This is a genomic window from Roseobacter sp. HKCCD6576-2, from assembly GCF_013179285.1.
Taxonomy (GTDB): Bacteria; Pseudomonadota; Alphaproteobacteria; order Rhodobacterales; family Rhodobacteraceae; genus Rhodophyticola; species Rhodophyticola oceani.
Genome location: NZ_WVNW01000002.1, coordinates 41,802 through 65,030, shown reverse-complemented (window position 1 = coordinate 65,030; position 23,229 = coordinate 41,802). Strand labels below are relative to the sequence as shown.

Annotated in this window: 21 protein-coding genes and 2 tRNA genes; 10 read left to right on the top strand and 13 right to left on the bottom strand. The window is 61.0% G+C overall.

Going from position 1 to position 23,229, the window contains the following annotated elements; genetic code table 11:
• Nucleotides 1-149: 149 nt before the first annotated feature.
• The 3 genes from purN to GTF44_RS07345 all read right to left on the bottom strand — a co-directional run bounded on the left by purN (nt 150) and on the right by GTF44_RS07345 (nt 2,251).
• Nucleotides 150-752 (bottom strand): phosphoribosylglycinamide formyltransferase, encoded by a 603-nt coding sequence (purN, locus tag GTF44_RS07355; RefSeq protein WP_171560425.1) that lies wholly within the window; start codon nt 750-752, stop codon nt 150-152.
• Nucleotides 749-1,795 (bottom strand): phosphoribosylformylglycinamidine cyclo-ligase, encoded by a 1,047-nt coding sequence (gene purM / locus GTF44_RS07350; RefSeq protein WP_171560422.1) that lies wholly within the window; start codon nt 1,793-1,795, stop codon nt 749-751. The genes purN and purM overlap by 4 nt, the downstream gene beginning before the upstream one ends.
• A gap of 75 nt (nt 1,796-1,870) precedes the next feature.
• On the bottom strand, nt 1,871-2,251 hold the full coding sequence (locus GTF44_RS07345; RefSeq protein WP_171560419.1) for a hypothetical protein: 381 nt from the start codon (nt 2,249-2,251) through the stop codon (nt 1,871-1,873).
• 103 nt (nt 2,252-2,354) lie between these two features.
• On the opposite strand from GTF44_RS07345, the gene GTF44_RS07340 reads away from it, so the two are divergent.
• Together GTF44_RS07340 and GTF44_RS07335 are read left to right on the top strand one after the other, a co-directional pair.
• Nucleotides 2,355-2,431, top strand: a tRNA-Ile gene (locus GTF44_RS07340).
• Nucleotides 2,432-2,599: 168 nt separating this feature from the next.
• Nucleotides 2,600-2,779, top strand: coding sequence for a hypothetical protein (locus GTF44_RS07335; RefSeq protein WP_145209717.1), 180 nt, complete (start codon nt 2,600-2,602; stop codon nt 2,777-2,779).
• A gap of 3 nt (nt 2,780-2,782) precedes the next feature.
• Here GTF44_RS07335 and GTF44_RS07330 read toward each other — a convergent pair whose 3' ends face one another.
• On the bottom strand, nt 2,783-4,072 hold the full coding sequence (locus tag GTF44_RS07330) for an ATP-binding protein (protein WP_253261324.1): 1,290 nt from the start codon (nt 4,070-4,072) through the stop codon (nt 2,783-2,785).
• Between the two features lie 59 nt (nt 4,073-4,131).
• Between GTF44_RS07330 and GTF44_RS07325 the strand changes: the two genes are divergently transcribed.
• Together GTF44_RS07325 and GTF44_RS07320 are read left to right on the top strand one after the other, a co-directional pair.
• On the top strand, nt 4,132-5,010 hold the full coding sequence (locus GTF44_RS07325; RefSeq protein ID WP_171560414.1) for an MBL fold metallo-hydrolase: 879 nt from the start codon (nt 4,132-4,134) through the stop codon (nt 5,008-5,010).
• A gap of 70 nt (nt 5,011-5,080) precedes the next feature.
• Nucleotides 5,081-5,155 (top strand) — tRNA-Asn (locus GTF44_RS07320).
• 377 nt (nt 5,156-5,532) lie between these two features.
• Here GTF44_RS07320 and GTF44_RS07315 read toward each other — a convergent pair.
• The 5 genes from GTF44_RS07315 to GTF44_RS07295 all read right to left on the bottom strand — a co-directional run bounded on the left by GTF44_RS07315 (nt 5,533) and on the right by GTF44_RS07295 (nt 11,011).
• Nucleotides 5,533-7,098: a proline/glycine betaine ABC transporter permease gene (locus GTF44_RS07315; protein WP_171560411.1), complete on the bottom strand. Its 1,566-nt coding sequence runs from the start codon at nt 7,096-7,098 to the stop codon at nt 5,533-5,535.
• Nucleotides 7,098-8,132, bottom strand: a complete 1,035-nt coding sequence (locus tag GTF44_RS07310; protein WP_145209765.1) for a glycine betaine/L-proline ABC transporter ATP-binding protein — start codon at nt 8,130-8,132, stop codon at nt 7,098-7,100. The genes GTF44_RS07315 and GTF44_RS07310 overlap by 1 nt, the downstream gene beginning before the upstream one ends.
• A 94-nt stretch (nt 8,133-8,226) precedes the next feature.
• Complete coding sequence (locus GTF44_RS07305; RefSeq protein ID WP_171560408.1) at nt 8,227-9,189, bottom strand: glycine betaine ABC transporter substrate-binding protein; 963 nt, start codon at nt 9,187-9,189, stop codon at nt 8,227-8,229.
• Nucleotides 9,183-9,983, bottom strand: coding sequence for an amino acid racemase (locus GTF44_RS07300; protein ID WP_171560405.1), 801 nt, complete (start codon nt 9,981-9,983; stop codon nt 9,183-9,185). Before GTF44_RS07300 ends, GTF44_RS07305 begins: the two co-directional genes overlap by 7 nt.
• 5 nt (nt 9,984-9,988) lie before the next feature.
• On the bottom strand, nt 9,989-11,011 hold the full coding sequence (locus GTF44_RS07295) for a D-cysteine desulfhydrase (RefSeq protein WP_171560402.1): 1,023 nt from the start codon (nt 11,009-11,011) through the stop codon (nt 9,989-9,991).
• A gap of 114 nt (nt 11,012-11,125) precedes the next feature.
• On the opposite strand from GTF44_RS07295, the gene GTF44_RS07290 reads away from it, so the two are divergent.
• Both GTF44_RS07290 and GTF44_RS07285 read left to right on the top strand, forming a co-directional pair.
• Nucleotides 11,126-12,028, top strand: a complete 903-nt coding sequence (locus GTF44_RS07290; RefSeq protein WP_171560400.1) for a LysR family transcriptional regulator — start codon at nt 11,126-11,128, stop codon at nt 12,026-12,028.
• 138 nt (nt 12,029-12,166) lie between these two features.
• Nucleotides 12,167-13,153, top strand: a complete 987-nt coding sequence (locus GTF44_RS07285) for a LysR family transcriptional regulator (protein WP_171560397.1) — start codon at nt 12,167-12,169, stop codon at nt 13,151-13,153.
• Here the strand turns inward: GTF44_RS07285 and GTF44_RS07280 are convergent.
• Entirely contained in the window at nt 13,137-14,654 is a 1,518-nt protein-coding gene (locus GTF44_RS07280) for a trimethylamine methyltransferase family protein (RefSeq protein WP_171561031.1), read from the bottom strand. The two genes, GTF44_RS07285 and GTF44_RS07280, sit on opposite strands and share 17 nt — an antisense overlap.
• Before the next feature lie 180 nt (nt 14,655-14,834).
• Between GTF44_RS07280 and GTF44_RS07275 the strand changes: the two genes are divergently transcribed.
• Nucleotides 14,835-17,270 carry an FAD-dependent oxidoreductase gene (locus GTF44_RS07275; protein WP_171560394.1) on the top strand — a complete coding sequence of 812 codons (2,436 nt, stop codon included), beginning with the start codon at nt 14,835-14,837 and terminating at the stop codon, nt 17,268-17,270.
• A gap of 18 nt (nt 17,271-17,288) precedes the next feature.
• Here GTF44_RS07275 and GTF44_RS07270 read toward each other — a convergent pair whose 3' ends face one another.
• Entirely contained in the window at nt 17,289-18,065 is a 777-nt protein-coding gene (locus tag GTF44_RS07270) for a citryl-CoA lyase (RefSeq protein ID WP_171560392.1), read from the bottom strand.
• Complete coding sequence (locus GTF44_RS07265) at nt 18,062-19,264, bottom strand: CaiB/BaiF CoA-transferase family protein (RefSeq protein ID WP_171560389.1); 1,203 nt, start codon at nt 19,262-19,264, stop codon at nt 18,062-18,064. The genes GTF44_RS07270 and GTF44_RS07265 overlap by 4 nt, the downstream gene beginning before the upstream one ends.
• A gap of 581 nt (nt 19,265-19,845) precedes the next feature.
• Between GTF44_RS07265 and GTF44_RS07260 the strand changes: the two genes are divergently transcribed.
• Nucleotides 19,846-20,190 carry a TfoX/Sxy family protein gene (locus GTF44_RS07260; RefSeq protein WP_171560386.1) on the top strand — a complete coding sequence of 115 codons (345 nt, stop codon included), beginning with the start codon at nt 19,846-19,848 and terminating at the stop codon, nt 20,188-20,190.
• A gap of 229 nt (nt 20,191-20,419) precedes the next feature.
• Here GTF44_RS07260 and ndk read toward each other — a convergent pair whose 3' ends face one another.
• Nucleotides 20,420-20,842: a nucleoside-diphosphate kinase gene (gene ndk / locus GTF44_RS07255; RefSeq protein ID WP_145209794.1), complete on the bottom strand. Its 423-nt coding sequence runs from the start codon at nt 20,840-20,842 to the stop codon at nt 20,420-20,422.
• A 168-nt stretch (nt 20,843-21,010) separates the two neighbouring features.
• On the opposite strand from ndk, the gene GTF44_RS07250 reads away from it, so the two are divergent.
• Both GTF44_RS07250 and GTF44_RS07245 read left to right on the top strand, forming a co-directional pair.
• Nucleotides 21,011-21,298 carry a hypothetical protein gene (locus GTF44_RS07250; protein ID WP_171560383.1) on the top strand — a complete coding sequence of 96 codons (288 nt, stop codon included), beginning with the start codon at nt 21,011-21,013 and terminating at the stop codon, nt 21,296-21,298.
• A gap of 42 nt (nt 21,299-21,340) precedes the next feature.
• Nucleotides 21,341-23,200 carry an ABC-F family ATP-binding cassette domain-containing protein gene (locus tag GTF44_RS07245; RefSeq protein ID WP_171560380.1) on the top strand — a complete coding sequence of 620 codons (1,860 nt, stop codon included), beginning with the start codon at nt 21,341-21,343 and terminating at the stop codon, nt 23,198-23,200.
• Nucleotides 23,201-23,229 lie beyond the last annotated feature (29 nt).

Genomic DNA, 23,229 nt, shown 5'->3' with positions numbered 1-23,229 from the left:
GGCTGGAAGAACTCTGTGACGGTGGGTGATAGGCCACGACCGCGAAAATGAAAAGGGGCAAGGCCGCTGCGTCGTCGGGGCCAAGGCCCGCTACGATGATCTTCGGCATCGACGAAACGGTGTTGGCGAATATCGAACGGAACGCGCGCCTAGCCTTCCGGCCCCACATAGAGTGGCCGATCATCCCCCGAGGCGAACCGACGTAAGACCTCAGGATAAAGCTCATGCTCCAGTTTGAGCACCCGTGCGGCCAGAGTCTCCGGCGTGTCATCGGGTGCGATCGTCAGTTTCGCTTGCCCCAGGATCGGCCCATCATCGAGCGCCGGTGTCACTTCATGCACGGTGCAGCCATGTTCGGCATCCCCCGCCGCCAATGCGCGAGCATGGGTATTCAGCCCGCGATATTTCGGCAAAAGCGACGGGTGGATGTTGAGCATCCGCCCCTGCCAGCGGCTGACGAACGCCTCGGTCAACACGCGCATGAACCCGGCCAAACAGATGATATCTGGGTCTGCCGCCTCAAGCGCTTCGGTCAAAGCGGCCTCAAAGGCGGGCCGATCGCCTTTGAACGGGCGATGATCCACGACTGAGGTCGGAATGCCCATCTCGGCGGCCTTTGCCAAGCCCCCCGCCTCCGCTGAATTGGCCAGAACCAGGCAAGGCCGCGCCGGATGATCGCCGGTCATCGAACGGGCCATCGCGACCATATTGGAGCCGCCGCCCGAGATCAGGATCGCGACGCGTTTCGTCACCCAAGCGCCCCGGTATAGGCCACGTCCGCGCCCTCAGTCACCGTTCCAAGCTGGCAAACGGTTTCTCCTTCGGCTTGCAACAATGCGCTCAGGGCTTCGGCCCGATCCGGCGCCACGACCAGCACCATGCCGATCCCGGCGTTGAAGGTTTTCAAAGTTTCCGCCTCGGCCAAGCCGCCGGTCTCGGCCAGCCATTTGAAGACAGGCGGCAAGTTCCAGGCGCCGAGGTCGATCTCCGCCCCTGCCCCTTCGGGCAAAACGCGCGGCAGATTCTCAGTCAGCCCGCCGCCGGTGATATGGGCCAGACCATGCACGCCGCCCGCGCGGATCGCGGCAAGCGCCGGTTTCACGTAAAGCCGCGTCGGCGTCAGGAGCGCCGCCCCCAAAGACGTCTCCGCAAAAGGCGCATCTGCATCCCAGCCAAGCCCTGAGACCTCCACGATCCGGCGCACCAGGGAATAGCCGTTTGAATGCACCCCATCAGAGGCAAGACCCAAAAGCACATCGCCCGGGGCCACATCCGCAGGCAGCGCCCGACCGCGTTCCATCGCGCCAACCGCAAAACCGGCCAGGTCGAAATCGCCCGCGCCATACATGCCCGGCATTTCCGCCGTCTCGCCACCAATCAGCGCGCAACCCGCCCCTTCGCAACCTTTGGCGATGCCTTCGACAATCTGCGTGGCGCTCTCCAGTTCCAATTTGCCGGTCGCGAAATAATCCAGGAAGAACAGCGGCTCCGCACCCTGGCACACCAAGTCATTTACACACATCGCCACAAGGTCGATGCCAATCGTGCCCACATTCCCGGTGTCGATCGCGATTCTAAGCTTGGTGCCAACCCCATCGGTCGCCGCCACCAGGATCGGGTCGTCATATCCCGCCGCTTTCAGATCAAAGAGCCCACCAAACCCGCCAAGCCCGGCCATAACACCGGTCCGGTTCGTGGCCGCAGCGAATGGTTTGATCCGATCCACCAACGCGTTGCCCGCATCGATATCCACGCCCGCCTCGGCATAGGTCAGGCCGTTTTTCCCTTGGCTCATGTGGCAGATGTCCCCTTGCAGCTTTGGCCCCCTGCTAACAACGCGCCCGGGCCAAGTCCATGCGCGATTTGCGCCTCAACGCCGCGCCTCTTGTCGCGCGCCGATCCAAAGAAAAAGCATGATCATGGCCAAGGTCAGGCCCCAAACAATCAGCACGGGCATTGTGAGCAGCGTGGCAAACAACTGCGGCGCGAAAAGCCCGATCACGACCAGTTCCATGGCGAGATAGGTGCCGAAAAGCGCCAAGGCCAATTGCCCCCAAGCCGCCCGATCCAAAACGCCGCCCGCTCGGCGCAGCGCTTGCATCCCAATATCGGCCGCAGGTGCCGCGGCCAAAATCACTGTGGTGCCAAGCGTGTTCGGCAAGCCCAGGAACTGCACCGCGAGGATATGCAGCACACGAAGGGCCACGATCCACATCAGATAACGCAGGCACAGCGCAGATAAGTTTGGCATCAAGAAAGCTCCCTGGATCCGTGATCCCAAAGGCCATAGGCCAGCCCGCATCACAGGGCAAGCTTGACGCTCCCCCGCAAGCTGCTAAGCCTCTGCTCCAGGCGGGCCTGTAGCTCAATTGGTTAGAGCAGAGCGCTCATAACGCTTTGGTTGCAGGTTCGAGTCCTGCCGGGCCTACCACTCGCCGCCGACTGCCTGTGTTGCCCAATCTCGGGCTCCCAAACCCGTGTCACGCCGGCCACACGACAGGGTGATGCGACTTATTAACCAATTTGGGCGATACTGACGCCGCGCCAGCACCCAAGGCGCTGGCGCCCTCTTTAACGTGCATGACCGGAGGGACCCAATATGGATCGGCTGAAACTCTTTGCCTTTGCGCTTCGGCAGATGTCGCGCATGGGCTACAACATGGCCGGGGCTGAGTTCTCGGGCGGCGAGATACGACGGCAACGGGCCATGGCGCACAAACGGCTCTATTTCCAAGCAATGGATGCGGCCACGCCGCTGCACCAACCTTGGAACGACTAAGCGCTACCGCGCCAGAACCAGATCGACCCTGAGCCCGCCCAAAGCATCGCTTCGGCTCAGGCGCAACGTGCCGCCATGGCTGCGCGCGATATCATTCGCAATGGCCAGCCCCAAGCCGACGCCTGTGCCGCGGTCCTGGTTGCGGGCCGCATCAAGACGCACGAAGGGTTGGAGCGCTTCGGCCCGATCTTCAGGCGCAATCCCCGGCCCGTCATCCTCGACCGTGTAGCGCACCGCATGATCCAAGACATGCAGCGTCACCCGCGCCCGACGGCCATATCGCATCGCGTTGGACACCAAATTGCCGAGCGCGCGGCGCACCGCTTGCGGGCGAATATCGACCAGGGGCACCGCTTCAGGTGCCAACAACTCGGCCTCTCCACCGCCCCGCGCCGCATCCTCCACGATCCGCTCGGCCAAGGCTTTCGGGTCGGTCGGCACCGGATCATCCAACGCATCTGCGCGCGCAAAATCCAGGAAGGTTGTCAAAAGCGCCTGCATCTCTTCAACATCCTGCTCAAGCGCCTCGATATCGGACGTCTTTTCCTGCAAACTCAGGCCCAACTTCATGCGCGTCAACGGCGTCCGCAGGTCATGACTGACACCCGAGAGCATCATGGTTCGCTGTTCGATTTGCTGCTCGATCCGGTTGCGCATATCAAGGAAGGCGCGCCCGGCGGAGCGCACCTCGAGCGCGCCGCGCGGGGTATACTCCACGATGCGCCCCTTGCCAAAAGCATCGGCGGCCTTCGCAAGGCGGCGGATCGGACGCAGCTGATTGCGAAGGAAGAAATAAGCGATACCGGTCATTAGAAGTCCGGTAAACACCATCAAAACCAGCAGTTGATGCGGATTTGACGCTGAGACTCGACGGCGCTGCAGCGCAACTTCATAGACCCCATTTGCGGTTTCCAACCCGACGATCACGACACGGTGCCGAGCCGCCAGATCGACATAACGCGTCTCTGGAATATCCCGGTTCAGAATGGCAATCACCTCTCGGCCCGAGAAATCATAAAAGGGCCGCACGGTTTCGCCGGACACGCTTTGACCCTCTGTCAAGGTGATCTGCAATGCCGCCGCGGTTGTCATCGCCGCCTCCTCACCGTCTTGTTCCAAACGGGTCAGGACATAGCGCAAGTCGAGCGCCAATCCGGCGGTCAATTGTTGCGTCACATTCTCGAAATGCCGTTGCAGGAACGCCGCCGAGACGACAAGCTGCAATGAAACAACCGGAACAATCAGGATCAGGGCGGCCCGGCCATAAAGCCCCCGCGGCAACACCCGTTTCATCCAACCAAACGCCATGGCCCATGTAACCGCGCGGGGCCTGGGCTGCAAAGAGGCAAGCCATGCAGGTCCCTGAAATCGCGCCGATGTTGCGCAAGATTCTGGCGCCGAACCCGTCGCCGATGACAGAACAGGGCACAAACACCTATCTGATTGGCGAAACCGATCTGGCAGTGATCGACCCCGGGCCGATGAACGAGGCCCATCTGCACGCTATTCTGGCAGCGGTGAGACCGGGCCAACGCATCAGCACGATCCTGATCACCCATTCGCATTTGGACCACTCCCCCCTCGCCCATCCTTTGGCCGCCGCCACCGGTGCGCCGGTTCTGGCCGCTGGCCCAAGCAATTGGGGCCGCAGTCAAGCGATGGAAGCTTTGGCCGAGGCCGGCCTGATCGGCGGCGGCGAAGGCGTGGACGACGCGTTTGTCCCCGACGATCAAGTTGCCGATGGTGATCAGATTGCAGGCGACGGTTGGCAGATCGATGTGATCGCCACGCCCGGCCATATGGCCAATCACCTGAGCTTCGCCTGGAACGGCGCGCTGTTTTCCGGCGATCTGGTGATGGGCTGGGCGACCTCCCTGATCTCGCCGCCCGATGGCGATATGACCGCGTTTTATGCGTCCCTGGCCCGGCTCCAAACCCGCGAGGATCAAATCTACTATCCGGGTCACGGCGCGCCAATATCTGACCCAAGAGCCCGCTGCGCCGACTTGATGGCTCATCGTCAGGCGCGCGAAGCGCAAATCCTGGCCGCACTCGAAGCCACACCGGCCGACACCCGCCGTTTGGCACAGCTGATCTATACCGACACGCCCGCAGCCCTCCTCCCCGCCGCCGAGCGCAACATTCTCGCCCATCTCATTGATTTCATGGAACGAAACCTTGTGTCATCTCGCGGTCCTCTCCATGCCGAAGCGGTTTTTGAACGCCTTTGACAGATTTGCACGATTTTTCGCCCGCGCCCTCTGGACGGGACAAATTCGGCTTGCTATACGCGCCGTCAGTTCCGGCGTAGCTCAGCGGTAGAGCAGTTGACTGTTAATCAATTGGTCGTAGGTTCGATCCCTACCGCCGGAGCCAATTACCTCGTTGTATCACATTGAAAGCCTTAGAAACAAAGGCTTGCTGTGGCCCTAAGGACTAAAGTCTACAGCCGACGCATTTCGACTGAACTCAGGCATTCCCACCCGTTCCCGAACGTGCCATTTTCTTGCGACCGCCCGCTGGTCGAATCCATACTCTTCGATGTGTTGTCTACGCCTGTGTCAGACATCAACTACACGTCGTCAGATTCGCTTGGCCGCTTATGCGCATCTCCAACTCAGGCGGCTTGGACGAGCCCCACATTAGCAGGCAAAGAAACGATCTCCCCGGCATCTATACGACAAGGTGAGATCGTTAACTCCCATACACGCCTCGGGGTTATGTCAGCTCGAACCCCACCACAGAACAACCGATCAATGTTCATCTTTCAAATCGCGGCGGCGGAACGCGCCTTGGACGATCCGGTCGATGACCATGGCGACGAAGAGGATGGCGAGACCACCCAGGATACCGGGGCCTTTGGCCGCGAATTGCAGCGCCTCCAGGATTTCCTGGCCCAGACCGCCCCCGCCGATCAGCGAGATGATCACCACCATCGACAGGCACATCAGGATCGTCTGATTGACCCCAGTCATGATCGACGGTCGGGCCAGCGGCAGCTCCACATCGCGCAGGATTTGCCAGTTCGACGCGCCGAAGGCGCTGGCCGCCTCCTTGATGCTTTCGGGCACGCCCCGCATCCCCAAAGCTGTCAGGCGGATCACCGGTGGCATGCCAAAGATGATCGTGGCCAGAATACCCGGCGGATTGCCGGTTCCGAAAAACGCGATGATCGGGATCAGATAGACAAAGGCCGGCAGGGTTTGCATCAAGTCCAAGACCGGCTCGGCAATCCGATAGGCGTGTTTGGATTTGCCAAACCAGATGCCAAGCGGGATGCCCATCAGCACGCAGAGAAACACCGCCGACCCGACCAGAGCGACGGTCTCCATCGAGACCTCCCAATAGCCCAGAAACGCGATATAGGCGAGCGCCGCAGCGGTGAAGATCGCCACACGCGGGCCCGCCGCACGCCAGGCGACGACACAAATCACCGTCATCACCACCGGCCAAGGCGTGCCGATCAGCGCCACCGAAATGGTGTCTAGGATTTGCCGAATGCCGAGGACGATGCCGTCGAAGGCCCCTGCCCCATTGCGGGCCGCCGCGTCGATCACATCCTCCAGCCACCTAGCCGTATCGGAATAGTGATCGGGATTGGCGGGGAAAGAGGTCAGAAACTCGGTGACGTCTTCCACTGTGAAGCGATAGACCGTGAGCGGCGCAATAGCCAAAGCCAGCGCGATCCCCAAGATCAGGTTGGTTGTGTTCACGCCGGATGGCACAAGATCGGGGTCGATCCGCCAGCGTTCATATTGTTTTTCCAAGGCAATATTGGCCCAGACCCCTTGGATCACCCGAATAGCGACTAGAAGAACCAACCCCGTGATCAGAATCTGAACGGAATCCGCCGCCATCGCATCGGCGGCTTCGCGACTGCGTTCGGCGGCGCGCAGCAAGTTGTTGCCAAGCGTCTCAAACCGGCTGCCATCCTCGCCAGCGGCCACGGCATCCGCCGCGCGTTGCAGGAAGTCCTGCGCGCGGGCCTCCTGGGTGGCGGCGCGGGCCAGATCGTCGGCCCCCAACTCGCCCCATGTACCGCGCCCGATCTGAACCCAGGCGATAATCTCAAGGATCAAGAACCCCCAGAACCCGCCCCAAATGCCACGCGCGGCGGACCAGATCGGCCCGAGCAATGCGGCGGCCCAGTTAAACGTCAGCGGGATGCCCCGCGTGGTGTTGTGGATCTTGCGGAAGGCGCTCGCGTAATACTCGTGGTTCGTAACGGCAAACTCGGCCACCGAGGCGTTGAACGCCGCGTGATCCATCTCGATATCGGCGACATTCTCGGCGCGCGGTGTGGTGGATGTATCGGTCATTACTTGCCCCCCTGGATGCCACGCAGCAGCGTCGCCTTGCTCACAACGCCCGCATCTTGGCCATCAACGGTCACCACAATCGGCCCGTCCGTGCCGACCGAGATATCAATCAATGCGTCGAGATCGCTTTCGTGATCGGCGCGCGGCGCACCGTTCAGCGACGCTGGATCGATGCCGTTCATCGGCTCCATAATCGTATGAGCCCGCACCAGTTTGAGACGCGAGATGCCCTGGACGAACTCACGGACATAATCATCAGCGGGCTGGGTCACGATCTCTTCCGGCGTGCCGATTTGCACGATCACGCCGTCTTTCATGATCGCGATCCGGTGGCCGATGCGGATCGCCTCATCCAGATCGTGGGTGATGAACAGCGTCGTCTTGTCTAGGTCTTCAACAAGCGATTTAAACTGATCCTGCAATTGCAGGCGAATAAGCGGGTCGAGCGCCGAAAACGGCTCGTCCATTAGCAGAATTTCGGGGTCGGAGGCCAAGGCGCGGGCAATTCCAACGCGTTGCTGCATCCCACCGGAAAGCTCGCGCGGCAGCCGGTCTTCATAGCCGTCCAGATTCACCAGGCCGAGCGTGTGATCCGACACGGCCCAACGGCGCGATTTCGGCACGCCGCGTATCTCCAACGGATAAGCCACATTTTCCCGCACCGAGCGGTGCGGCATCAGCGCCATATGTTGAAACACCATGCCAATATGCTTGGCGCGCATCATGCGCAGCTCTTTGGCATCCATTTTGCCCACATCTTCGCCCAGCACTTTGATCGTCCCGGCTGACGGTTCGATGAGCCGGTTCACATGGCGCACAAGCGTGGATTTACCGGAACCCGACAGACCCATGATGCAGAAGATTTCGCCGCGCGAGACCGAGAATGTCGCCTCGCGCACCCCAATCACCGTGCCGAATTCGTCAAGGGCCTCGGGCTTGTTCAAGCCCCGAGATCGCGCGGCCTCAATCGTCTCGGTGGCGCGTTTTCCGAAGACTTTCCAGACATCGGTTAGTTCAACAACCGCTTCATTCATCGTATTTGTCCCCCGAGGACGCGTGGCATGGGATAGAAACGTCAAGAGGGGCCGCGCCAACATTGCGGCACGGCCCCAAAACGTCGCGCGACGCTTAGTTGGTCAACCACCCAAGGACGATATCCTCGTTGTCGGCGATCCACTGAGCTGCAAAATCCGCCGGCTCAACATCGTTGATCGACAGTTCCAGACCCATGGTCGAGAGCACCTCTGCAGGCATCTCATAGGCATCGAACAGGGCCGCCACTTCGGGATAGTTCTCCTGCACATTGGCTGCGTAATGCAGGTGCAATGTGGCGCCGTTCCAGGCCGTTGAAGCCATGGAGTTTTCCAACCAGGCCGGGTCATCGGTCGGCTGGATCACGTTCCAGGTCGCCGGGTCATGCGCCGGTTCTTCGAGATAGGTCAGATCATAGGCCACGAAGATGAAATGCGGATCATAACAAAAGCCGATCCACGGCTCTTCGGCCTCGATCGCGGTGCCCAGCGCCCCCCAGGCCACGGTACCGTCATACTCTTCCAGATCAAGCACTTCGTCATAGCCGTAGGACCGCGCGCGGATGCGTTCGATCACGGTGGAGGCCCAACCCGGCGCGCCGATCCAGACCTGCGGACGGCCATCGCCATCGGTGTCGAAGATCGCCATCTTCTCGGGGTCGGTCAGATCTTCGATCGTGGTGATGTCATATTGCTCGGCGATATAGGTCGGCACACACATGCCCTGATTGGCCTGCACCGGGTTTTCATTCATCACCACCGTGCCGTTTTCGACGACGAAGGTGTCATGCAGGTTCTGTTGGTTCGGCATCCACACTTCGGGATGCACATGCATAGAGCCAGAATCCATTGCCTCGAAGATGATCGGGTTGGTGCCGTTTTGCAGCTCGACCTCAAGGCCGAAATTCGTCTCGATCACCTGTTCCAGGATATTGGCGGTGGCGCTGGCCGAGGGCCAGTTTGGCACGCCGATCACCAGGTCTTGCGCCGAAGCTGCGGTGAAGCTGGCAAGGCCGATGGCCGTACCCGCAAGGGTTGCGCGAACAGTTTTGTTCAGCATTTGGAGAGTTCCTTTCCCTGTTGGTCGGTTTTTTTGTTACCCCGTGCCGCGCCCGACCGGTTCGCAGCATCAGGGAGTGTGGTTGAGGCCAGGTTATGGCCCCGGGAATTCGTCGCGAACGCCACCAATTCCAGCACGAGTATGTCCAGTGTGTCAAAGCCCTTCGTTCCAGCCGCAAGCGCCGACGAGATTAACGAGAACTCGGTGCAGGCAATCATCTGCAGGACCGCGCCTTGATCCCGCAGATCCATCGAGGCGGCTCTGAGAGCTGCGCGTGTCGCATCGCTGGGCCCGTTCGATTTGATCGACCGGATCGCGGACAGCAGTGGGGCTTCGTCAGCGGGATAGAGCGCGGTCAGGCCTTCTGTTGCCAAAGCCGCATCAAACAAGGCCACCTTTCGTCCGGCGGGCGACGCCAAAACGCCGACTTTGCCGCCCGCCCCCGCCAGACGCCGCGCATGAGCCGCCGACAGTGCAATCATATCGAGAAACGGGATAGAGACCGACGCTTGAATTGCGGCGGCATAGTGATGTGCCGTGTTGCACGGCATCGCCAATGCCTCGGCTCCGGCGCGTTCCAAATCCTGCGCCATCCGCACCAAGACGGGCGCCGGGTCTTCGCCCGAGCCATCGATCAGGTGTTTGATCCGCGATGGCACTTGCGGGTTTTGATCCACCAGAAGCGGCACATGATCGGCATCGTCCGTCGCCGGCACAGCGTCCAACACCTTCTGCATCAACAGAAGCGTCGCCTCCGGCCCCATGCCGCCCAGTATGCCAACTTGGCGCATCATATATCTTATTCAGCCGCCATCCGATTTTCGCCCTGAATCAACACGCTATCATATCCAAACAGACCCACAGAGCCGCCCGTATGCAAGAAAATCACGCGCTCGCCCTTCTTAAAATGCCCTTTGCGGCAGTAATCGATCAGACCCGCCGCGCCTTTGCCGGAATAGACCGGGTCCAAAAGGATGCCCTCCAGCTCGGCAAACATCCGGATCGCCTCAATTGTGTCTGCGCGCGGGAGGCCATAACCGGGACCAACATAACTCGTGTCGGCCCTCACGTCTTCGCGGGTAACCACGCCAGGGCAGCCTAGCTTCGCCGCCGTCTTCACCGCCAGATCATAAACCATCTGTTCTTGCTTTTCCTGCGGCGCCCGGGTGCCGAAACCCAAAAGCGGGATGCCGGCGTTCAACGCCTTCAGACCGACGATCAACCCGGCTTGGGTGCCTGACGACCCGGTCGCATGCACCAGATGGTCCACGATCAACCGGCGTTCATTCACCTGGGTCAACAGTTCCAGCGCACAATTCGCATAGCCAAGCGCCCCCGTGGCATTCGAGCCGCCACCCGGTATCGTATAGACTGTCTTGCCTTCGGCGCGCGCCTGTTCGGCGGCCTGCTCCATCTCGCCCGGCATGTCATGACCGCCCGGGAATTTGGCAGTTGTCGCCCCGTGCAGATGATCCAACAGGACATTGCCGTTTTCGTTGTAATTGTGATCTTCGTACCCCGTGCGATCTTCCAGCAAGACATGACATCCCATGCCAAGTTTCGACGCCGCCGCTGCGGTCTGGCGCGCGTGGTTCGATTGGGTCGCGCCTTGGGTCATCACCATATCGGCGCCCATCGCTTCGGCTTCGGCCATCAAGAATTCCAGCTTGCGGGTCTTGTTCCCACCGCTCGACAGCCCGGTGCAATCATCGCGCTTTATCCAAATCTCCGGCCCGCCAAGCTCTTTCGAGAGACGGTCCAGGCGTTCCAATGGGGTCGGTAGATGAGCAAGCGAGACACGAGGAAAACGAGCGAGATGCATGGCAGCTTTCTGATTATGGGTTTTGCGTAGATTGAAGTGTTGCACCCGAAAATCCCTGATGCAAATGCGAATAACTCGGCTTAATATGCATGAAGCGCATGATATGAGGTGCCAATGCGACTTGAATGGCTCGAAGATATTCTGGCGGTTGCGGAGAATGGCTCGCTCTCTGAGGCCGCCGAACGCCGCAATCTGACACAATCGGCCTTCTCGCGGCGGATTCAAAACATAGAAGACTATGTCGGCGTCGAGCTTTTCGACCGGACCCGAAAGCCGGTACAACTGCGCCCGACGACAGCCGATCAGCGGGAGCAGATTGGCCGCCTCGTCGGCGATCTGAGGCAGCTGGTGACCGATCTGCGCCGGGGCGACCGGACCTCTGGCAATCGGGTGATCATCGCCAGCCTGCACTCGCTGACGACATCGCTAACCCCGGAACTGGTCAATGGCATCCAAGCCCGTATTCCTGAGGCATTCGTCCGCCTACGCTCGGCCAATCTGGATGATTGTTTCGGGCTGATCCTGTCGCGGCAAGCCGATATCGCGCTGGTCTATCGGGTGCCGGGCATGGAGCATCCGATTGAGGCCGATTACATCGAAAGCCTTGTCTTGGGCGAAGATCGCCTGATCCCCGTCTTCGCAGTCGACAAGGCTGACGCGTTGAACAGCTGGTTTCAGTCGGGCGAGTTGCCCTTTATCGGTTACCCCGGCGATGTGTTTTTGGGTCAGGTGATGGACACCGTGATCTTGCCCCGCATCCGAAGCTTGGCGCGCGCCGTGCCGAAAGCAGAAACCGCGCTCACTCTCGCGGCGCTGGAACTGGCGAAGGTGGGCATTGGCGTCGCCTGGGTGCCGCTTTCGCTTGCCCGGCCACATATTGCGCGCGGGGCAATCGCCGATCTGTCGGCAAGCTTGGCCTCCTATTCGCTTGATGTGACAGCCGTCCGAATTTCGGGCAGTCCCGGTGTCACCGAAAACGCCATTTGGGATCATCTGGCCGCGCTGTCCGCTGATTGAGGGATGGTAGAGCAGCCCGGCTGGCCAATCGTCCGAAGTCGCCAATTTCTAAGAAATCGAAACTTACCTGTGATAAGTTGTCTATTTCGGCTAGGCTGGCTGTGTTGAAACGTCTCTTCTCTGGCTGCGGATCGGCTTATGAAACAGTCTCAACTTTCTCTCAAAGGCCTAGAGGTCTTTCGGATCGCGGCACAGTCCGGATCGGTCCAGATCACAGCCGATCGGACCGGGCTATCGATCAGCACCGTGTCGCATCATCTGCGCAATCTGGAGACACAGCTAGGCGTTGATCTGCTGGATCACGCCCGTCGACCCATGGTCGTGACCGCCGAAGGGCTGATCTTTCTACGCTATGTCGAAGAGGCCCTCGGTTTGCTCGACAAAGCACAAGTGGAGGTTAGGGCCGCCGCGCCCCATGGCCTCAATCAACTGCGCTTTGCGATGATCGAAGATTTCGAGAATGATATCGGGCCGGAGATCACCCGGATGCTGGCCAAGGCGCTGCCGCACTGCCGGTTCACGCATCACACCCGGGTCAGCCACGAAATCCTCGATCTATTGCGCAATCGCGATCTGGATTTGGGCATCGCGACACAGCCGCAATTCGCGCTGCCGGATGTCGAAGAAATCCCGCTTCTCCGCGATCCGTTTGTTCTCGCGGTGCCGGCGACGCAGAGCCGGTCGGCGGAAGATATCATCACCGGCCAAAGCGGGCTGCCCTTTCTACGCTATAGCCGCAGTCAAATCATCGGCAGCATGGTCGAGGCACAACTGACCCGACTGCGGCTGAAGCTCGACACCACTTTTGAGCTCGACAGCACCGCCTCAATTATGGCGCTGATTGCGCAAGGTGATGGCTGGGCGATCACGACACCGAGCAACTACGTCCGCGCCAAACGCTTTCACGGCCAAGTGCGATTGCTCCCCTTTCCGCGCAAGGAGTTCGCCCGCACGGTCTCGGTGTTTATTGCCGAGGCGCAGGCGGAAGGCATTGCCCGTTTGATCTCTGCGGCAATGCGCAGCCTGATGTCGACCCACGCAATTGGCCCAGCCATCGAGGCCTATCCCTGGCTGAAAGACCGCTTTCGCCTGATCCCCGATGACGTGGTTACGCCAAAATCTTGAACCGATCCCGAATGGCGTTGTCCTGATCCGTTGTCAGATAGGTCGGATGATGGCTCGCCAAGATCTCTTGCGCCCGCATTTTAGCGCGCTGCCAGGCATCGCCCGCCCCATTATCGGCCCAGGTCTGGGGCTGCTCACGATCAGCGAGTTTCGGATAGTGATAATCCCGCTCCATCGCCTGATAGGTGTGATCCGCGCCGAGGAAATGCCCCTCGCCCAGGATAGCGGCGCAGATCGCGTCAAAGCCAAGATTGTCTTCGGTGACCTCAACGCCGCGCAGCGTGCGATAGGTCATCGCATGCATTTCATCGTCGAGAATAAACGCCTCGAAACTGACCCCCAGAAGCGCGGCGGTCATGCCGGAGCTTTCATAGATCAAATTGCCCCCGGCCAACGCCGCGGCCAGGCTGGTCATGCCCTTTTCTACGCCATATTGCGCGTCAATCGCCTTGGCATCGGTCATTGAGCAGGCGACGCCGGACGGCAGGCCCAACCAGTTGGAAATCTGTGCCGAGGCGGCATTCAGAAGCGCCGTCTCCGCCCCACCGCCCGCGAAGGCGCCGCTGCGTAGGTCAATCACGAAGGGCCAGTTGGAAAACACCATCGGAAAGCCCGGCGCGAGCGTGTTGACCACTACAAGGCTCGCCAGCGTTTCGGCCAGAGACTGTGCCAGAAACCCCGCCATCGTGGCCGGTGCCGTCGCCCCGGCCTGGGCCGCTGTGATGCAATTCATCGGGATGTTGTGTTCGACGCATTTGTAGATCACGTCGACTGCATCCTCGCCGAAGCGCATGGGCGAGATCACCGGACTGATATGGGCCGCCATAAAGGGCCGTTTGGAAAACGCACCTGGGCCGCCCGCCACGATGTCGAGCATCGCGACAATCGGGTCCACATGCCCCGCCAGCGTAAACGAGGTCGCGACCGGCTTGGTGGTGTGTTTCACAAGCGCATAGGCCGTGTTCACATCCAAATCCAGAGTGTCGGGCACGTCAGTCGCCACGCAACAGCGGGTGAACCATGCCACATTTGTCAGCGTATCTTGCAGCCGTGTGAAATCATGCAAATCGGCAAGTGTGGAGGGGCGGTAAAGGCCGGTCTCCAGATCCAGCGTGTTGACCGCTGCGCCCCCGGTGCCGAAATACACCCGGTCGCCCCCCACTTCGATGGAGCGCGCCGGGTCTCGCCCATGAAGCAGGAAGGTTTTGGCAGCTTGGGCGATCGTCTGCTCCACCAGCGCCTTTGGAAAGCCGATCCGGCCATTCGCCATCTGCTGCGCGCCCGCCGCAATCAAATCTCGGGCCAGGCGATCTGGCACCTCGCCCATGCCGAGCTGCTCCAACACGCGGAGCGCGGTTGCATAAATGGTTTGCAAATCTGCATCGCGCAAAGGTCGATAGGTTCCGCCCTGCTGGCCTGCCGGGGCTGGATTGACCTCAGGCGGCGCGGCGCGCTTGGCGACGCGCGCGCTACGGCCGGAACGGCGGGGTCTGGAGTGCATATCTGTCATCGCGTCCTCAACCAAAATAGGATGACCGCGCATGGGGTTTGGCAAAGGAAATTTCGCAAAATATGAAAAAAGCGAAACTGTGATTTGAGAAAATCACAGAAGTGCCGTTCCGATTGACCGCCGCCTCTGATTGCCCGCCACTCCGTTCATCTTGTCTGGAGGACCCCGTCGATGAAATCGCAAACCCGTGTCGTTGTCATCGGTGGCGGCATCGCCGGATGCTCCACCCTCTATCACCTGACCCAGGAAGGCTGGACCGATGTGGTTCTGGTGGAGCGCAATGAGCTGACTTCGGGCACCACCTGGCATTCTGCCGCCCAGGTGACGAATTTCGGCATGACGCAGACCATGGTCGGGCTGAAATCCCACTCGATCCAGCTCTATCGCGAGCTTGCCGCCGATCCCGAGTATCCGATCAACTACCACCATGGCGATGGCGGCATCCGCCTGGCCAATACGCCCGAACAGATGGAGGGCTATCACCATTTTGCCTCCATGGCGCGCGGCATGGGGGTCGAGTTCGAGGTGATCGATGCAGAGGAATGCGCGCGCCGCCATCCCCTGATCTCAACCGACAACCTGCTCGGCGGGTTATGGGACGGCCAAGATGGCGATATCGACCCGGCCCAGCTTTGCCAGGCGCTGGCCCGTCGCGCGCGGAAAGCTGGCGCGGAGGTCTATCGCAATACGCCAGTGATCGGCCTGACCCAACACAAGGATCACAGTTGGACCGTCCATACGGAGCGTGGCGATATCGCCTGTGAAATCGTCGTGAATGCCTGCGGCTATCGCGTGAACGAGGTCGGCGCGATGATGGGCGTGCACCACCCGGTGATGTCGATGGAGCATCAGTATTTCGTCACTGAAGAGATTCCGGCAATCCGCGACGCGGGCCATCGCATGCCGCTCCTCCGCTGCCCGATCAGCGATTACTACTGCCGTCAGGAAAAGACTGGCCTGCTGGTCGGGTTTTACGAGCAGGACTGCAAAACCTGGGGGATGGACGGGATCGACCCGCATTTCGTCAATGCGCTTTGCCCAGATGATCTCGACCGGATCACCGATGTATTAGAGGGGGCCTTTGCCCGGATGCCCGCGCTGATGGAGGTGGGTATCCACACGGTGGTCAACGGTCCGATCACTTATACCATCGACGGCGCACCTTTGGTCGGGCCGATCCCGGGTAAGCGGAACGCGTTCTGCATCATCGGCTTGCGCGCCGGGCTCGGCGAAGGCGGCGGGCATGGCTGGCTCTTGGCGCAGCAAATCGTGCATGGAGAGGCCTGTTACGACACCTGGATGCTCGACCCGCGACGCTTCACCGGGCATGCCAATACCGAACTGACGGCCCTGAAAGCGATCGAGGATTACCAAAACGAATTCCGCTTTCATTTCCCCAACGAGCATCGCCCCGCCGGGCGTATGGCCAAAACGACGCCGCTCACACCAGTCTTGGCCGCCGAAGGTGCAGAGTTCACCACCGTCAATGGCTGGGAGCGGGCGGAGTTCTTCAAACCCAGCCCCGATTTTGATGTCACGCCCAGCTTCCGGTTCGACGAGGCTTTCGATCTTGTCGGAGCGGAAGTCGCGGCCGTGCAAAACGCGGTCGGCCTTTCCGAGGTCAATGGATTCAATCGCTTTGAGATCACCGGTGCTGATGCACAAAGCTTCCTCGATCGGATGATCTGCGGTCGCTTGCCACGGAAATCGGGGCGGGTCGGTCTCGCTTATCTGCTCAATCACCACGGCATGCTGAAATCCGAAGCGACGATTGCCAATATCCCGGCTTCGGATCGGGGGCCGGAGCGGATCTGGTATGGCTCGGCAGCCGCAGCCGAATTCCATGACATGGATTGGCTGACGCAGCACATCGAACCTGCCGAAGAGGTCCAGATCAGATCGCTGACCAATGATCAGACAATCCTTGTCTTGGCGGGTCCCCGCGCCCGGGACGTGATCAGCACGGTCAGTCGTGCCGATTGGTCCAAAGAGGCCTTCCCTTGGCTCTCAGTCCGCGAATGTTTCATCGGGATTGCGCCCGCCACCGTTATAGGCGTCAGCTTCTCGGGAGAGTTGGCCTATGAAATCCATGTGCCCAATGCCTCGCTCTATGCCGCTTACACCGCCCTGCGCGAAGCCGGCGCGGCCCATGACCTCCGCCTTTTCGGTGCCCGTGCGGTCGACGCGATGCGTCTTGAGAAAGGCTACCTGCATTGGAAGGCCGATATTCTGACCGAGTTTGACCCGTTTGAAACTGGGCTCGGCCGCTTTGTCCAACTGGACAAGCCCGATTTCATTGGCAAAGCGGCGCTCGAAGCCCGGCGCGCGGCCGGGCCTGCAAAACGTCTTGCAACCTTGGCGCTCGACAGTCGGGATGCGCCCGCCCATGGCGGCGCGTCGGTCATGAAGGACGGCGTCGTTGTCGGCACCGTCACATCCGGCGGATGGGGGTACCGGGTCGCGCAAAACTTAGCTTATGCGTTTCTTGATCCGGCCTTTGCGGAGCCTGGCACACAGCTCCACGTCGACGTGTTGGGCCAGATGATCACAGCGCAGGTGATCGCCGTCGGCCCGTACGACCCGGAAGGCACCGCCTACCGCCAATAGCATGGCGAGACGGCAAGCCTAGTCCACCTCGTCCGGCCCGGTATAGGTCCAGCGATACTGCGGCGGCGTTGGGCCTTTGTTGCGCCCGCCTTGCTGCATCTGCTCCCACGCATGGGCAATCACGCCAACTGAGCGGGACAGGCAGAAAAGGCCGCGGGCCAGCGGCCCGGCGAAACCCAATTCGGCATAGATCACCGCCGTTGCCCCATCGATATTCATCGGCACCGGCTTGCCCTTCCGCGTGGCCAGTTCCGCCGCTACCCCTTCGCCGATTTCTGCGAACCGGCCCGAGACGGTGCCCGCCTCCGCCGACTCTCTGACCAGAGCCATCAGACGTGGCGCGCGCGGGTCGACCGGTTTGTGGAACCGGTGCCCAAACCCGGGGATATACGGCCCCCGCTCCGCCTGCCACCGGTCGATCGCCGCGCCGGTCTCCACGCCGCCATCGATCCAGCCATATAGCTCCACCGCCTGCTCCCCTGCCCCGCCATGCACATCGTCGAGCATATTCACCGCGCTCGCCATTGCCCCATTCAGACCCAAGCCGCAGGTAACCGCCATCCGCGCCGTGGCAATCGATGGCGCTTGCGGCCCGTGATCCACCGCCGCCACCAGCGCCGCCTCCAACAGCCGCGCCTGAGCCTCCGAGGGCAGATCGCCGCGGGTCAAGAGCCAGATCATTTGCGGAAAGCTGACCTGCCCGATCAAATCTTGGATCTCGTGGCCGCGAAAGGCGATCCGTCCAGGCTCCATATCGATGATCTCGGTGGACCACCAATCGGCGACATCGCTCATCCCGTCTCTCCTCTGTCTGGCACTACAATCACCCCATCCTTGGCCAAACCCGCGATCTCCGTGGCGTCATATCCAAGCTCACCCAGCAAGGCCGCGGTATCCGCCCCCGCCTTTGGCGGCGACCGCTCCAGCACTGTCTTCCGTCCGTCCAGTTCCACCGGCAAGGCTGGCAGGCGCACGGCGACCCCACCAGGCAATTCGGTGGGCAACAGCCGTTCCCCAGCCGCCAAATGCGGATCGTCAAACAGTTGCTCGGGCCGCGCCACATGGGCAAAGGGCAATTGCGCGGCGACCGCTTTCTCAGTCAATGCGACCAGCGGCAAACCAGCCACCAGCGCCGCCACCTTCGGCAGCAAGTCGCCCCGGGCCTCAATCCGCTGATTATTCGTGCTCAGGCGCGAGTCGGCCGCCAGCTCGGGCGCGTCAAACACCTCGCAAAATCGCTGCCAATGCCGGTCCGAGGTGATGCCCAGAAACACCCGCTCCCCATCGGCGCTGTCGAATTGATCATAAATCGCCCAAGCCGAAACACGCGCGGGCATCGGCGGCACCGGCGCATCGCTCAACGCCGCATAGGCCAGATGCTGCCCCATCAAGAACATCGCGCTTTCAAACAACGCCGAAGTGACCAACTGCCCCCGGCCCGTTCGTTCCCGCTCGGCCAACGCGGCTTGAACGCCCACGACACCCATCACACCGCCCATCACATCGATCACACTCGCCCCAGCGCGAAGCGGCTGCCCCGGCGGGCCGGTCATATAGGCGAGGCCGGACATCATCTGCACCACCTCGTCCAGGGCGACACGGTTTTCATAAGGCCCTGGCAAAAACCCCTTCAAAGACAGATAGATCAGCGAGGGGAATGCCTCCGCAAGCTGCTCATAACTCAAACCCAACCGCGCCATCGTGCCCGGCCCAAAATTCTCGATCAGCACATCCGCCGTGCCGATCAGCCGTTTCGCGACCGCTAGCCCGCGCGGATCCTTCAAATCCAGCGCGATGGACCCTTTATTGCGGTTATAAAACGGAAAATATCCCGTTCCGAACCCTTTGAGGGCGCGGGTCGGGTCGCCCTTGGCCGGCTCGACACGGATCACCTCGGCCCCCAGATCGGCCAGAACCAGCCCGGCGGTCGGCCCCATCACCGTATGACCGAAATCCAAGACGCGCAGCCCGCTATGCGGCAACTCTTGCCTCATCCTCGTCCCTTTCCCCGCATGACTGCGCCCCTTCTAGCAGCGAATCCGATCTGCGGCGACCAAGACCCGAAGCGCAGCCTCAAAGCGCTTAGAAATGGGGCCGCCCCTGCCCTTTCGGCGCTCAAAAAACAATCATCGGTAGAATCCGACCAACAATTACCGCGCCGCCCATTGGCGGCGATGCCGCGGCGCGGCAAGCTGATCTTGTCAGACAGGTCCGAGAGCGCCTCTCCTCCCTTCCTATGGCCCCCTCGGGCGGTCTGACGCGAAGACATCTCTGGCGGTCGCGGCTCTCGTCTCTCTTCCTCTATGGTCGGACCGCCAGTTTTTTCCCCAAGCTTCTGTGGTTGAATGAACACAGTCTGGGCGCGCCACATTCGCGCCACATTCATGCCGGTGTTAGGACAAAATCGGAGCGGACCCTTCTCGGTCATAGGCATCAAGACCTAACCCGGAGCAGTATCATGCAAACTCGCAAACCCGCGCCGAAAGAGGCGCCCACCAAAAAAGAACACCCCAAGCCTGTCCGCTTTTCCGATTGGGCCAGCATCTGATAGAGCTTTTCGGCAGGAGATCCTGCCATGAGCAACATCGCCGCCGCTGACCCCGTCACGGCCATCCGCAACATTGGACCCGCGCAGGCCGAGCTTCTGGCCCGCGCAGGCATTACCACGGCGACCGAACTGCGCGAAGCGGGCGCAGACGTCGCTTACACGCGGATGCTCGAGGTTGGGGTGCGCCCGCATTTCATCATGTATTACGTGCTCCACATGGCGCTCCAGGGCCGCCCATGGAACGATTGCAAAGGCGCTGAGAAAGATGCGCTGAGAGCTCAATTCGATGCGCTCAAAGCGACACAAGCAGATGACGGCCGTGGCGAGATGGAACGGGTCCTGAACGAAATTGGCGTGGGCCTGCGCCGCTGATCCTCGATCGGGTTGGACCGCGCAACGGGAACGCCCGAGCCCATGACGGTTTTCAGCACCCGCCCTGTCGTCAAAGCGGGAAGCAGCCCAAAGCGCCCGTGACCGGCGCGCCGGATAGCGCTGTTTCATCGGGCGTCGAGGCCCAACCGCGCCATGGCGCAGCGAGCACCAAAAGCAAACGGCCGCGCAATCTCTTGCACGGCCGTCTCGTTTTCCAAGCGGTGACGGCTTAGCCGACCAGCTCAAGACCCGAGAAGAAATAGGCGATCTCTTCTTTCGCGGTCTCCGGCGCATCGGAGCCATGCACCGAGTTTTCGCCGATCGACAGCGCGTATTCCTTGCGGATCGTGCCTGCATCGGCCTCGGCGGGGTTGGTCGCGCCCATCACTTCGCGGTTTTTCGCGATGGCGTTCTCGCCTTCCAGCACCTGCACCACAATCGGCTCGGAGATCATGAATTCGCACAGTTCGTCAAAGAACGGCCGCTCTTTGTGCACACCGTAAAACGTCTGTGCCTGGGCCAGGGTCAGCTGGATCCGCTTGGAGGCCACTACGCGCAGACCCGCTTCCTCGAACTTGGCGACAATCGCGCCGGTCAGGTTGCGTTTGGTGGCATCGGGTTTGATGATCGAAAAGGTCCGTTCCAGGGCCATTGTGTTTGCTCCGCATGGGTTGAATTTGACGCGGCCCCTAACATGGCCGGGCAGCATTGGGAAGACCTGCTTCCCGCTTGCGAAGCGCGCGCTGATTTGTTAGCCCCATCACACTGATCAGCGACCATCTCGGCAGCCATTTCACCTGACGGATTGAAAGGATGTCCGATGACCTTCATGAAACCATTCACCCTTCTTTTGGCGCTGAGCCTGCCCAGCTTGGCTTTGGCCGATAACCCTGAGCCGATGCCGCTCAGCTATGCGGTGTTTGAGGCCGCAATCCCGCATATGGATCTGGCCGAATGCCCCGGAGATCTTGCAGCCGAAGACTGGTTCTGCCGCGTCACGGTCTCGCATGACGAAGTGCATGTCTTTGCCTTTAGCTATGACGGCGACAGCCCGTTTGTCGGTCACGCCGCGTATCCAGCCGATGGGCTGGAGGCGCTTCTGCAGTAATCCCCGTTGACTCGGGCGGAGCACTAAGCCAGTGCTCCGCCCATGCTGCGCATCTCTGACATATCCTATTCGATTGCGGGCCGTCCTCTGCTTGAGGGCGCCTCGGCCACCATTCCTGCAGGCCATAAGGTCGGTATTGTGGGCCGGAACGGCACCGGCAAAACAACCCTGTTCCGTCTGATCCGGGGCGAGTTGGTCTTGGATGGCGGCAATATCTCAATGCCCGAGCGCGCCCGGATCGGCGGGGTGGCGCAGGAAGTCCCCTCCTCCGAAACCTCGCTCCTCGACACAGTGCTGGCCGCCGATACCGAACGCGCCGCCCTTCTGGCTGAGGCCGACACCGCCGAGGACGCCACGCGCATCGCCGAGATCCAAACCCGGCTCGCCGATATCGACGCCTGGTCGGCCGAAGCGCGCGCAGCGACGATCCTAAAAGGCCTGGGCTTCACTGATGCCGAGCAAGCCATGCCCTGCTCCGCCTTTTCCGGCGGCTGGCGGATGCGTGTGGCGCTTGCGGGCGTGTTGTTTTCCGCGCCCGATCTGCTGCTGCTTGACGAGCCGACCAACTATCTCGACCTCGAAGGCGCGCTTTGGCTCGAAAGCTATCTGGCGAAATATCCCCATACCGTGCTGATCATCAGCCATGACCGCGGCCTTCTGAACCGCGCCGTGGGCCATATCCTGCATCTGGCCGACCGGAAACTGACGCTCTACGCCGGTGGCTACGACGCCTTTGCCCGTGCGCGGGCCGAAAAACGTGCCGTTCAAGCGGCAGAGGCCAAGAAACAAGAGACCCGTCGGGCACATCTGCAAAGCTTCGTGGATCGGTTCAAGGCCAAAGCCTCGAAAGCGAAGCAGGCCCAATCTCGCGTAAAAATGCTGGAGAAGATGGACACGATCCGCATGCCCGAAGATGCGGCGCGGACCGTCTTTACCTTCCCCAAGCCCGAGGAACTCTCGCCACCCATCGTGCAGTTGGATTCTGCCGCCGTCGGCTATGACGGACCACCGGTATTGAAGCGCCTGAACCTTCGGATTGACCAAGATGATCGGATCGCCCTTTTGGGACGCAACGGCGAGGGGAAATCCACCCTTTCCAAGCTCTTGGCAGACAAACTTAAAGCCTCCGAAGGTCGCAAGACCCAATCCTCCAAGCTCCGCGTTGGCTATTTCGCGCAGCACCAGGTGGATGAGTTGCATATCGACGAAACCCCGCTCCAACATATTCAGCGCGAGCGGCCGAGCGAGATGCAATCGAAGCTCCGCGCGCGCCTCGCCGGGTTCGGCCTCGGCCCCGATCAGGCTGATACGGTTGTGGCGAAGCTTTCGGGGGGACAGAAAGCCCGGCTGTCGCTTCTGCTGGCGACCATCGATGCCCCGCATATGCTGATCCTCGATGAGCCGACCAACCACCTCGACATCGAAAGCCGGGAAGCGCTCGTCGAAGCGCTCACCGCCTATTCCGGCGCGGTGATCCTGGTCAGCCATGACATGCATCTGTTGAGCATGGTCGCCGATCGGCTCTGGCTGGTGAAGGATGGCGGCGTGGCGCCTTATGCGGATGATCTGGAAGCCTATCGAAAGATGCTCCTGCAAGGTGAAGAAAAGCCTGCAAAGCCCGAAAAACCGAAGGCAAAAGCGAAGCGGCCAAGCCATGCGCAGATGCAAGACCTCCGCTCTGAGGTGAAGAAATGCGAAGCCCGGGTCGAAAAGCTGAACCTGATGCGTGACAAGCTGGCCACCAAACTGGCGGACCAGACGCTTTACGAGGAGGCCCGCGCCGGCGAGTTGGCCACATGGCAGGCCAAATATGCCGAGGTGATGACGGCGCTGGATCGGGCCGAAGCGCTGTGGATGGCCGCGCTTGAGCGGGTCGAGAAGGCCGAAGGCGCCGCGGCATGATCCGGCGCGGTCTGATCCGGTGGCGGAGC